This is a genomic window from Roseateles oligotrophus (genome assembly GCF_014204525.1).
GTDB lineage: Bacteria > Pseudomonadota > Gammaproteobacteria > Burkholderiales > Burkholderiaceae_C > Paucibacter_A > Paucibacter_A oligotrophus_A.
Genome location: NZ_JACHLP010000004.1, coordinates 157,029 through 169,232, shown reverse-complemented (window position 1 = coordinate 169,232; position 12,204 = coordinate 157,029). Strand labels below are relative to the sequence as shown.

At 67.1% G+C, this 12,204-nt stretch carries 7 protein-coding genes; 3 read left to right on the top strand and 4 right to left on the bottom strand.

What is annotated here, in order from left to right:
- The first annotated feature begins 57 nt into the window (after positions 1 to 57).
- The 3 genes from HNP55_RS10880 to HNP55_RS10870 are packed head-to-tail and all read left to right on the top strand — an operon-like array spanning position 58 to position 3,475.
- Positions 58 to 1,575, top strand: coding sequence for a helicase HerA-like domain-containing protein (locus HNP55_RS10880; RefSeq protein ID WP_184299135.1), 1,518 nt, complete (start codon positions 58 to 60; stop codon positions 1,573 to 1,575).
- Positions 1,572 to 2,669 carry a sensor histidine kinase gene (locus HNP55_RS10875; protein WP_348648691.1) on the top strand — a complete coding sequence of 366 codons (1,098 nt, stop codon included), beginning with the start codon at positions 1,572 to 1,574 and terminating at the stop codon, positions 2,667 to 2,669. Before HNP55_RS10880 ends, HNP55_RS10875 begins: the two co-directional genes overlap by 4 nt.
- Positions 2,666 to 3,475: a LytR/AlgR family response regulator transcription factor gene (locus HNP55_RS10870; RefSeq protein ID WP_184299133.1), complete on the top strand. Its 810-nt coding sequence runs from the start codon at positions 2,666 to 2,668 to the stop codon at positions 3,473 to 3,475. Before HNP55_RS10875 ends, HNP55_RS10870 begins: the two co-directional genes overlap by 4 nt.
- A 195-nt stretch (positions 3,476 to 3,670) precedes the next feature.
- Here HNP55_RS10870 and HNP55_RS10865 read toward each other — a convergent pair whose 3' ends face one another.
- From HNP55_RS10865 to HNP55_RS10850, 4 genes are all read right to left on the bottom strand, one after another.
- The gene (locus tag HNP55_RS10865; protein WP_221439549.1) at positions 3,671 to 5,065 is read right to left on the bottom strand and encodes an alpha-L-fucosidase; all 1,395 of its coding nucleotides are present in this window, start codon (positions 5,063 to 5,065) and stop codon (positions 3,671 to 3,673) included.
- Between the two features lie 41 nt (positions 5,066 to 5,106).
- The gene (locus HNP55_RS10860; protein ID WP_184299131.1) at positions 5,107 to 6,915 is read right to left on the bottom strand and encodes a beta-galactosidase; all 1,809 of its coding nucleotides are present in this window, start codon (positions 6,913 to 6,915) and stop codon (positions 5,107 to 5,109) included.
- Positions 6,916 to 6,943: 28 nt separating this feature from the next.
- Entirely contained in the window at positions 6,944 to 9,028 is a 2,085-nt protein-coding gene (locus HNP55_RS10855; protein WP_184299128.1) for an alpha-L-fucosidase, read from the bottom strand.
- Between the two features lie 78 nt (positions 9,029 to 9,106).
- Positions 9,107 to 11,980, bottom strand: a complete 2,874-nt coding sequence (locus HNP55_RS10850; protein WP_184299126.1) for a TonB-dependent receptor — start codon at positions 11,978 to 11,980, stop codon at positions 9,107 to 9,109.
- Positions 11,981 to 12,204: the final 224 nt, after the last annotated feature.

Below are 12,204 nucleotides of genomic sequence, written 5' to 3'. Positions count from 1 at the left end.
GGGGCCCGCACTTGTTTGGTTAGACTGCGATTTTAGCTTTGCGCCAACGCCCCCACCATGTCCGACCCGATTCTGCTGGCTAGACACGACAACATCGAGTGCTTTTTGCTGCCCGCCCTGGCCAATCGCCACGGCCTGATCACGGGCGCCACCGGCACCGGCAAGACCATCAGCCTGCAGACCCTGGCCGAGAGCTTCAGCCGCATCGGCGTACCGGTCTTCATGGCCGATGTGAAGGGCGACCTGACGGGCATCTCCCAGATCGGCAAGCCCTCGGACAAGCTGCTGGCCACGCTGAAAGAGCGTGGCATCGAAGCCCCCACGCCCCAAGCCTGCCCCACGACCTTGTGGGATGTGTTCGGCGAGCAAGGCCACCCGGTGCGCGCCACCGTCTCCGATATGGGCCCCCTGCTGCTGGCCCGCATGCTGGCCCTGAACGAGACCCAGCAAGGCGTGCTGCAACTGGTGTTCAAGATCGCCGACGACAAAGGCCTGCTGCTGCTGGACCTGAAGGACCTGCGCACCATGCTGCAGTATGTGGGCGACAACGCCAGCCAGTTCACCACCGAGTACGGCAATGTCTCGGCCGCCAGCATAGGCGCCATCCAGCGCGGCCTCTTGCAGATCGAGGCCCAGGGCGGCGAGCAATTCTTCGGCGAGCCCATGCTGAACATCGCCGACTTCATGCAGACCGAGGGCGAAAAAGGCGTCATCAACATCCTGGCCGCCGACAAGCTGATGAACGCGCCGCGGCTCTACGCCACCTTTTTGCTGTGGATGCTGAGCGAGCTGTTCGAGCAACTGCCCGAGGTGGGTGATCTGGAAAAACCCAAGCTGGTGTTCTTCTTCGACGAGGCCCATCTGCTGTTCAAGGACGCGCCCGCCGCCCTGGTCGAGCGCATCGAGCTGGTCGTGCGCCTGGTGCGCTCCAAGGGCGTGGGCGTCTATTTCGTGACGCAAAACCCGCTGGACATCCCCGACACCGTGCTGGGCCAGCTTGGCAACCGCGTGCAGCACGCCCTGCGCGCCTTCACCCCGCGCGACCAGAAGGCCGTCAAGGCGGCGGCCGACACCATGCGGGCCAAGCCAGGACTGGACATCGCCACGGCCATCACCGAGCTGGGCGTGGGCGAGGCTCTGGTCAGCCTGCTGGACGAGAAAGGCCGGCCCAGCGTCACCGAGCGCGTCTACGTGCTGCCCCCGGGCAGCCAGATCGGCCCCATCACGGCCGAGCAGCGCCAGGCCTTGATCAAGAACTCGCTGGTGGCGGGCGTCTACGAGCAGGCGGTGGACCGCGAATCGGCTTACGAGAAACTCAAGGGACGAACCGAGGGCAAGGCCGGCGCGCCCGCTGCCGAGGGATCGGCCCCGGCCCCCGCCGAGGGCGGCAGCGACTGGCTGGGTGGGCTGAAAGACGTGCTCTTCGGCACGACCGGCCCGCGCGGCGGCCGCCACGAGGGCCTGGCCGAGGCGGCCGCCAAGTCGGCCATCCGCAGCATGAGCTCCACGGCCGGCCGCGAGATCATCCGCGGCGTGCTGGGCAGCATTCTGGGCGGCGGCGGCAAGCGCCGGTGAGAGCCATCCCCAAGGACTTGGGCCTGCGGGCCTGGCGCCAGTTGCGCGTGGTAGGGGTCTGCGCCCTGCTCATCGCCGGCCTGATGAGCGTGCTGGGCGGCCAGCGCTTCTGGCCCTCCTTGCTGTTCTGCCTGTGCATCTCGGTGTGCTGCTCGGCCCTGATCCAGGGCTTTGCCGCCGGCTTCACCGCCCTGCTCAACCAGCGCCGGGCACCGGGCACGGCCCCGCTGCAATGGCCGGGCTGGCCGCTGATGCTGCTGGCCCTGCTGCTGGGCACGCCGCTGGGCTATGGCCTGGGCAATGAGGTCGGGCGCTGGCTCAGCGGCATCCCGTCCGGCAGCATTTTGCAAGCCAGCCCGCGCCAGCTCATCAGCGTGCTGCTGCTATCCCTGCTGCCCGGCCTGGGCGCCAGCTATTTCTTCGTCAGCCGCAGCCGCTTGCAAGCCGCCCAGCTGCAGGCCCAGACGGCCCAGCGCCAGGCGGCCGAGCATCAGCTGCGCCTGCTGGAGTCGCAGCTGGAGCCGCATATGCTGTTCAACACCCTGGCCAATCTGCGCGTGCTGATCGCGCTGGACCCGCAGCGCGCCCAGGCCATGCTGGACCAGCTGATCGCCTTTCTGCGCGCCACGCTGCGGGCCTCGCGCACCAGCAGCCACAGCCTGGGCCAGGAATTCGCCCGCCTGCAGGACTATTTGGCCCTGATGCAGATCCGCATGGGCGCGCGCCTGCGGCCCTCGCTCGATCTGCCCGCCGAGCTGGCCGAGCTGCAGATCCCGCCCCTGCTGCTGCAGGCCCTGGTCGAAAACGCCATCCAGCACGGCCTGGAACCCAGCGTCGAGGGCGGCGAGCTGTATATCGGCGCCCGTCTGCAGGGCAAGCAGTTGCTGCTGGAAGTGCGCGACGGTGGCGTGGGCCTGGCCTCGCCCACCCTGGCCACCGAGGGCACGCGCTTCGGCCTGCACCAGGTGCGCGAGCGCCTGCACACCCAGTTCGGCGGTGCCGCCAGCTTTCAACTCGGCCCGCGCGGCGACGGCCACAGCGGCGCGCTGGCCCGCATCCTGCTGCCCGTCCAAACTCCCCATCCGCCCGCATGAATCTGCCCTCACGCCCCACCGCCCTGATCGCCGAAGACGAGGGCCTGCTGGCCGAGAACCTGCGCCAGGAACTGGCCCGGCTCTGGCCCGAGCTGGAGCTTGTGGCCATGGCCCCGCACGGCCAGGCCGCCGTGGACCTGGCCCTGCAGCACCGGCCCGACCTCTGCTTTCTGGACATACGCATGCCCGGCCTCAGCGGCCTGGAAGCCGCCGCCGCCCTGGCCGAGGATTGGCCGGAGGGCCCCGGACGGCCCTTCCCCCTGCTGGTCTTCGTCACCGCCTACGAGCAATACGCTTTGCAAGCCTTCCAATTGGCGGCGCTGGACTATGTGCTCAAGCCGGTGCAGCCCGAGCGCCTGGCCCAGACCTGCCAGCGCCTGCGCCAGGCCCTGAGCCAGCGGCAAAGCCCGCCGGCCACGCTAGAGGCCACGGTGGAGCAATTGCGCCAGTTGCTCGGCAATCCGCAGGCTTCGGCCACGCCGCCGCTGCGGCTGCTGCAGGTCGGCGTGGGCAACCAGATCCTGATGGTGCCGGTGGAGGAGGTCATCTACTTCGAGGCCGCGGACAAATATGTGCGGGTGCTGACCGCGGCCAAAGAGCATCTGATCCGCATCTCCCTGCGCGAACTGCTGCCCCAGCTGGACGGCCAACGCTTCTGGCAAATCCACCGCAGCCTGGTGGTGCGCAGCGACGCCATCCAGCGCGCCCTGCGCGACGAGGCCGGCAAGCTCAGCCTGCATCTGCACGGCCGGCCCGAACGCCTGGCCGTCAGCCGCATGCATGCGCATTTGTTCAAAGGCATGTGAGGGAGCATTCCAGTCCTCTCGGTTGCTAGGGGGCGTTCGCGAAGAAGTTTCTAAATCAGCCTCTCTTGAATTTCGAGTGGGTAGATTTGGCCGCATGAAACCAAGTACAAAACGTCAACCACAGAGTCACAGAGACGCAGAGAAAGCAAGCTTTGATTTCTCCGTGTCTCTGTGGTTGCACTGGAATTTGGCGTTTCACTTCAAAAAGAGCTCCACCACCGGCAGCAGCAGCTCGGGCCGGTTCATGGGCAGGCTCAGGCGGATGGCGTTTTCACTGACGCTCACATGCGCGTTGTTCTGCAGATTCCTGGGCTGCGGCTCCTTGAACTGGATCTCGGAACCGTCGTGCAGGAACTGCGCGTAGCTGACCTTGCCGGCCAGGCCAGGCAGTTCCACGCCACCCATGGGGTAGTTCTGCAGATGCAGATAGAGCCGCTTGCCGCGCTGGGTGTAGCGCGTGCCATCGGGGGCGGTGAAGGCGCTGGCGCCCGCGCCCTGGATGGCGCGGCCGTGCAGTCGGGTCCACTCGCCCAGGGCGGCCAGGCGGCTCTGCACACCGGGCTCGAATTCACCCCGGCCGTTGGGGCCGACATTGAGCAAGAGGTTGTTGCCCTTGGAGACCGCATCGACCAGCAGGCGCACCGCCGCTTCGCTGGACTTCCAGGCCACCGTGTCGCGCCTATAGCCCCAGGAGTCGTAGAGCGTGTGGCATTCCTCGGTCAGCTTGAACTCGCTCGCCAGGCCATCGAACCTGGGCTGGTGATCCTCGGGCGTCTGCACGCCGCCGGGCAGGTCCAGCCGGTTGTTCAGCAGGATGCGCGGCTGCAACTGATGCACCAGCTTGACCAGTTCCTCGCTGTGCCAGTCCTCGCGGCCCTTGCCCTGGCCCCAGCTCCAGTCCTTGGGCCGGTTCGGGTAGGAGAAGTCGAACCAGAGGTAGTCGATCTTGCCGTAATTGCTCAGCAGCTCGCGCACCTGGCCGTGCATGAAGCTGCGGTACTTGGCCATATCGCGCGGGACTTTCTTCGCCGTCTCGTCCTCGCGCAGCGGGTGGTAGCCGTCGATAGGAAACTCGGGGTGGTGCCAGTCGATCAGCGAGTAGTAGAAGCCCACCTTCAGGCCCTCGGCCCGGGCCGCGTCCACAAACTCGCGCACCAGGTCGCGCTTGAAGGCGGTATTGCTGATCTTGTAGTCACTCAGCTGGGTGTCCCACAGCGCAAAGCCCTCGTGGTGCTTGGCCGTCAGCACCATGTACTTCATGCCGGCGGCCTTGGCCGATCTGGCCCAGGCGCGGGCATCGAAGAGGTCGGGGTTGAAGCTGTCGAAGTATTTGCGGTAGGCCTCTACCGACAGCTTCTCTTTGTTCATGATCCATTCATGGCGCGCCGCATTGGCATAGAGGCCGAAGTGGATGAACATGCCGAAGCGCTCGTTGACGAACCAGCCGTAGTCGGCCTTGCGGTTGAGCGGATCGGCCAGTTGCGGGGCGGCCGGCGCGGCCTGCGCCGCCAGCCCTGGCGCTGCGCCGCCCAGCGCCAGGGCCAGGCAGGCCAGCGCCAGATGTCGTCTTAATTCAGAGTTATTGTTCATGCAAGCCTCCTGTGTTGTTCTGAATGAATCTGCCGCTTGTTTCACCACAGCTCGGCCAGCGTTGGCGCCATGTCCACCACCTGCGTCGCCTGCGGCCGCTGGGCATGGATGCTTGCCGTCAGGGCCGTGCCGGCCTCGGCCTCCAGCTCCAGCAAGACCAGCTGGTTGCTGCCCGGCCGCAGCAGCGGCCAGGGCAGATAAAGCTCGGTCTGCGGCCCGCGCTCCCAGTAGCGGCCGAGGTTGAAGCCATTGATCCAGACCTGGCCCTTGTGGCCGCCCGCGATGGCGAGGAAGCCGTCACCAGGAACGCCCACCTCGAAATCGGCGCTGAAGAAGCGCGGCCCGGCGACGCCCCTGTCCACCGGCAGGCCGGCCAGCGCCGGCGGCGTGGCCAGCGGCAGGCTGTGGTGCTCCCAATGCTGGATCAGGTTGATCCCCAGGCGTACCCAGCCGAGCAAGCCCTTGCGGTCGTGCAGAAAGGGGCCGTAGTTCACCCGGCCCTGGTTTTCCACCAGCAGGTCCAGGCAGGCCTCGCCGCCGGGCCAGTCGAGCTGCAGGCTGAGGGCGCCATCGCGCGCCAGCACGCCTTGCGGCCGGCCGTTCAAAAAGACCAGGGCGCGGTCCGCCAGCGCCTGCACCGAGAGCTGGACCGGCCCGGCCGGATGGCGCATGCGGCTGCGGTAAAGCACATGGCCATAGGCCTGGCCCAGGCGCTCCATGCTGCGCGGCGTCGCTGCCGTCAGCACGGGGTGGTCGAGATCCAGGCTCTGCCACAGCAGCGGCCCGGCCTGTAGCGGCAGCGGTGCATGGCTGAAACGCGGCACTTCGGGCGGCAGATCGAGCGGCGGCAGCGCCGACAGCCCCATATGGCGGCCCACGGCCTCGCGCATGGCCAGGTATTTGGGCGTGATGCTGCCGTCCTCGGCCAGCGGCGCGTCGTAGTCGTAGCTGTTGACGGTGGGCTGGTAGACGCCGCTGTCACGGTCCGTGTTGGCGCCGTTCATCCAGCCAAAGCTGGTGCCGCCATGGAACATAAAGATATTCACCGAGGCGCCGTGGGCCAGGATCTGGCCCAGGCAGTCGGCCGCGTCGGCCGCGTCGCGCGTGTGGTGGGGCTCGCCCCAGTGGTCGAACCAGCCGTTCCAGAACTCCATGCAGATCAGCGGGCCCTCGGGCTGGTATTCGCGCAGCTTGGCCAGCTCGGAGGGCACGCGCGAACCGAAGTTGCCGGTCTTGAGCACGCCGGCCAGCGTGCCGTGGGTCAGCATGTGATCGGTCGGGCCGTCGGAGGTGAACAGCAGGCCCGTAACGCCGTGACGGCGCAGACTGCCCTCCAGCCAGCGCAGATAGTCCTGGTCGCTGCCGTAGCTGCCGTACTCGTTCTCGACCTGCATGGCCAGGATGGGCCCGCCGGCTTCGGCCTGCAGCGGCAGCAGGCGCGGCAGCAGCTCGGCGAAGAAGCGCTCCACCGCCGCCAGATAGGGCCCATAGCTGCTGCGCAGCACCATGTCGGGGTCGGCCAGCAGCCAGGCCGGCAGGCCACCAAACTCCCATTCGGCGCAGATATAGGGCCCGGGCCGGACGATCACCTTCAGGCCCAGGCGCTCGGCCAGGCGCACAAAGGCCACCAGGTCGAGCGCGCCGTCGAAGTCGAAGCGGCCGGGCTCGGGCTCGTGCAGATTCCAGGCCACATAGGTCTCGACCGTGTTCAGCCCCATGGCGCGCAGCTTGAGCAGGCGGTCCTCCCATTGCTCGGGCAAGACGCGGAAGTAGTGGATGGCGCCGGCCAGCAGGCGCCAGGGCTGGCCGTTGAGCGCAAGCTCAGATCCGGAGATAGTCAAACAGCTCACAGTCACATCCTGCTTAGGAAATGGGGGCTCATCGCGTCAGCACGCCCAGCTCGGCAAAGGCGATGCGGCCCTGCTCCGCCGTGGCCTGCGGAAACTGCAGGCGCACAAAGCCCGCCCGCCAGGGCTTGGCAAAGCGCAGGGTCTGCAGGCCGGAATTGGCGGCGATATTGGAGAACTCGCCCTGCCCCGCCAGCGACCAGGTCTCGCCGTCCAGGCTGAGCTGGCAGACATAACGGACCGGCGCACCGGCACCGGCCGGCAGCTGGGCTGCCGGCATCAGGCTAAAGCCGCGCAGCTCATGGGTGCGGCCCAGCGACAGCGTCAGCTCGGCCGCCAAGGGGCTCTCCCAGAGCGTGGCCGGGGCTTCGTCGAACAAGGCCTCGGCCCCTGGGGCGCTGGCCTGCACGATGCGCCAACCGACCTTGGCGATGTCATAACTGCGGGTGGTGACGGGGCTGGGGCGGGACTGTCCGGGTCGGAAACAGACCGCCTTGACGACGCCGCCCTCGGCCAGCGCAAAGGCCTTGCGGTAGCGCGGCGACCGGCGCGTGGGGGTCGTGCCATCCACGCTGAAATGAATCGCATCGCCAGCCACAGCGGACAGCGTGACCCTGCCCTCGCGGTCGCGGCCGATCTGGGGCGCCTCGAACACCTCGGCCAGGCGGAACAGCTCGAACTCGCTCAGGGCCGGGCTGGCGGCGGCAGCGAGTATGCGCAGGCGCACACGCGTGGTCGTCAGCGGGCTGGCCAGGCGGACCAGGCGCTGGGGGCCTATGGATTCGTGGTGAGCAAATTGCTGCCAGCGCCCGTCTATCCAAGCATCGAGCGCAAACGCGTGGACGCGCTGTCCCAGCGGCAGATGTTCGCGCAGGCGCACCACATCAAAGCGCGTCGGCCGGGCCAGCTGCAGCGTCAGCTCGGGCCGCAGCTCGGTCTCGTCGCAGGTCCAGAAGCTGTCACTGCGGCCGTCCAGCAGCTTGTCGGGCCCATGGGCCGGGTCGGCATGGCTGGCGCTGGCCAAGGCCCGCGCCCCCTGGGTCAGCGGCTTGCCGAAGGTGGCGGCCAGCGCCACGCCCCAGTCCCGCGCCACCCGGCGGTCGGCGTCGGGGATGCGGCCGCGCCGATCCGGCGCGAAGCTCAGCAAGAGATTGGCTCCCCGCCCCACCGACTCGAAATAGATGCGCAGCAGATGGCTGAGCGTCTTGACCTGCTCGTCCTCGTGCGCATGCCAGAACCAGCCGGGGCGAATCGACACATCGACCTCGGCCGGGCGCCAGACCGTGCCATCGCGCACGCCATGCTCGTTCTTGCTGGGGCTGAACGGCCCCTGCTCGTCCATGGTGGCCCAGCAGGGGTCGCCGGCATAGCCCTCCTCGTTGCCGACCCAGCGCACGTCGGAGCCGCGCTGGCCCCAGATGACGGTGTCGGGCTGCAGCTCGCGCACCAGGGCCCAGGTCCTGGGCCAGTCGTAATAGCTCGGCGGGTCGATCTTGCGGGCCTCGCGCGCGCCACCGTAGTAACCGTCGCCACCGTTGGCGCCATCGAACCAGACCTGGAAGATGGGCCCGTACTGCGTCAGCAGCTCGCGCAGCTGATTGCGGAAATACTCGATATAGGCCGGCCGGCCATACTCGGCATGGTGGCGGTCCCAGGGTGAGAGATAGATGCCGAAGGCCAGGCCCTGGCGCCGGCAGGCCTCGGACACCTCGCGCACCAGATCGCCCCGCCCCTCGCGCCAGGGGCTGTGGCGCACGCTGTGCTCGGTGTAGCGGCTGGGCCAGAGGCAGAAACCGTCATGGTGCTTGGCCGTCAGGATCAGGCCGCGCAGACCGGCCTCCTTGACCGTCTGCACAATCTGGTCGGCGCTGAAGTCGCTGGGCTGGAACAGGGCCGGCGACTCGTCGCCATAACCCCATTCACGGTCGGTGAAGGTATTGAGGCTGAAGTGCACAAAGGCATAGCGCTCGATGGCATGCCAGGCCAGGTGGCGAGCGCTGGGCAGGGGGCCGTGCGGTCGGGGTTGCGGCGGCTGCGCCTGGGCTGCACCGAAACTCGCTGAGCCCAAGGCGGCGAGATTCAGACCGAGCCAGTGCCGGCGGGAAAGCGTAGTCATCAGATCAGGTGTTGACGGAATGTATTGAAAAATCAGGCGGGCCGGCCCGCCATGCAGGCCTGCCCGAAAGTCGACAGATCAGAACTTCATCCGCGCGCCCATATAGAACTGGCGGCCACTGCTGTGCAAGGCGGTCGTGGTTTCCATCGGAACAGTAGCACTCGGCGCGTTGTAGTAGCGCAGCTTGGGGTTGTTCAGATTCAGGCCCTCGAAGGTCAGCGTCAGCCTGTCGTTCACGCTGTAGTTCAGCGAGGCCGCCAGGGTTCCCGTCGGCGCCGCATAGTTCTGCGACAGGCCGTACAGGCCGACGCGCGCCTTGCCGCGCTGCGAATAAGTCAGGCGTGTGCTGAAGGCCCCCTCCTCGTAGTAGCCGCCCAGGGTGTAGGAGTTCTTCGAAGCACCCAGCAGCGGCATGCCGTTCTCCTCCTTGGCATCCACATAGGTGTAGTTCGCCTGCACCCCAAAGCCACGGAACAGCGGCTGCTCATAGCCCAGCTCGATGCCCTGCGAACGGCCGGTGGTGTTCTTGGGCGAACTCACCAAGGTGGGCACGATCTGGGGGCCGCCCAGGCCGGTGGGGATGGCGGTGTTGAGCAGGTTCTGCATGGACGTGCCGGCACCGATCAGCGAGTCGAACTCAAGCCTGAACAGCTGCACCGACAGCAGGGCGCGCGGCTGGAAGTACCACTCGATGCCCAGGTTATAGCTCTTGGCCACGACCGGCTTGAGCGTGGCACTGCCACCCGAGGCCGTGGAGGGCGGGATGTTGGCGAGGTTGTAGCCAAAGCCGCTGAGCGTGGCGCCCAGGGCGCTGTAGTCGGGCCGCGCCATCACCTTGGCAGCGCTGGCACGCAGCACCAGATCCTTGGTGGCGTCGAAGCTGAGGTTGGCGCTGGGCAGCACATTGCTGTAGTCGCTGTCCGTGGTCTGCACGATGAAGTTGCCGAAGCGCGAACCGGTCACCAGCGTCGCCCCCTCGGGCACGAAGCCGCCGCCGACGCAGGCATCGGTCTGGGCCTGGCTGCCGAAGGTGATGGTGTTGGTGGGGCGCGGCACGCCGCAGGGCACGCCCTGATTGGTCGTCACCTGTACCTTGGTCTTCACATGGCGCAGCCCCAGGTCACCACGCCAGCTGTCGCCGCCGAACTTGACCATGCCGTAGAACGCCCGGGTGTCCTCCTTGACGGTGAACACGCCCGATACCGGCAGGTTGTAGTTGCCGCTGCCGACCGGCAGATTGGCCTTGGACCAGCTGACGATCTCGTCCGTGGAGATCAGCGGCATGCTGGCCGTGGGGAAGCCGGCGCCCAGTGCGCTGCCGAAGTCGGACGGGTAGAAGCTGTTGCCGCTCCAGGTGGGAATGGAGGTGACGAGGCTGGCGCCGTTGTTCGTCGCGTTGACCGGCGGGCCGCCCTTGAGCGGGCGCGAGCCCTCGCGCCGATGCGAGGTGTCGCGCCAGCCGAACTTGAGGCTGTGCAACCAACCCTCGTTGAAGCCGTACTCGGCGTCCAGCCGCCGGTAGTCTTCCTTGTCGACGCTGCGCTGCAGGCTATAGCTGTTGTCGGCCCCGCTATTGCCGGGCAGATAGGTGAGGTTGGCAGCGCTCAAGCCCCCGGGCAGCCCCACCGTCAAGGCCTTGTCGGCCCCGTTGTAGGCATAGGAGGTGGCCGTATTGGGCAGAAAGATGTAGTTCCAGTAGAGATAGGTATTGCCCTCAGCCTTGGTCGTGCCCAGTTGGCCCGACAACTTCAGCGCGTCGCTGACCTGGTATTTGAAGTCGGCGTTCAGGTAGTTGGTGGAGGACGATGCATTGGGGTTGGAGAAGGTCTCCAGCTGCGCGCCGGTGGCGTTGCCGGTGTTGTTGAACTGGGCGGCGCTCAGCAGATCGCCACTCAGCTGGGCGTGGGTCGGCACGATGCCGCCACCGACCGAATTGCCCGGCCTGACGACGAACTGATTCTGGACATAACGTGCATCCAGCTTGGACTGGAAGGCCTCGACACCCAGCTTGAGCCCCTCCAGCGGCGCCAGCTCGATGCCCAGCAGCCCGCCCCTGCGCTGGCGCTCCTGCTGGAACACCGTCTGGGTGATGGCGTTGGCATAGACCTTGCCGCTCAATTGCCCGCCATTGGCCTGGCCCGCCGCCGAGGTCGGCGACACCAGACCCCAGCTGATGTTCTGGCTGTCGCGGCGCACATGGCGCTTCTGATCGAAGGCCTGCAGCATCACGCCCACGCTGCCGGTCGGGCTCTTCCAGTTGAGCAGGGCGCTCAATTGCGGATCGGTCTTGCCGGCCAGGTCGGAATACACGGCCTGCACCGAGGCTTCCACGGTCAGCGGCTTCTTGAACTCCAGCGGACGGCGCGTGACGATGTTGACGGCGCCGGACACACCGCCCTCGACCTGATCGGCCTGCGAACTCTTGTGAACCATCACCTGGCTGACGATCTCCGACGGAAAGAGCAGGTAGCTGACGCTGCGCGCCGCGCCGGAGCCGGCGCTGCCGGCGCCGCCGGCCAGTTGGTCCGAGGCATCCCAGTCGGCCGTGGCGACCGAATGGCCGTTGATGGTCGTCAGCGCCAGGCTGGGGCCGGTGCCGCGCAGGCTCACCCGGTCGTTCTCGTCATAACCCCCCTGCCCGCCGGTGCCGGCCGTGGTCGTCACGCCGGGCAGCTTCTGCAGCGCATCGGCCACGTTCTTGTCGGGCATCTTGCCGATGTCCTCGGCGCTGACCACATCGGTCACGCCATCGGCATAGCGCTTGGTCGTCAAGGACTTTTCCTTGGACGCGCGGATGCCGGTCACCACCACCGCCTCCAGCTTGGTGCTGGCCGAAGCCGGCGCCGCAGCGGTCTGCGCTCGCGCGGCCGGCTGGGCCAGGCAAAGGGTGAAAACGGCCAGGGCCAGGGCGGTCGGCCGCAGCGCGGGGTGGCTGTAAGGGTTTGCTTGCATGCTTGTCTCCGTCTGTTTATTGGCTGGATCAGTGGTGTCGCGGCTGTACCGAACGACGCTCGGCGGGGCGAAGCGCGAGCCTCGTCGCAAAGAGTTTGAAGCGCTGATTTATCATGGCTATGTTTTGATAAGTTAACGTTAACATATTGATCTCAAAAGCCCCTCCATGCAAACCCGGAGAAGCCCGCCTAATGCGTTCGCTCCTCGGAGCGGACGATCACAAA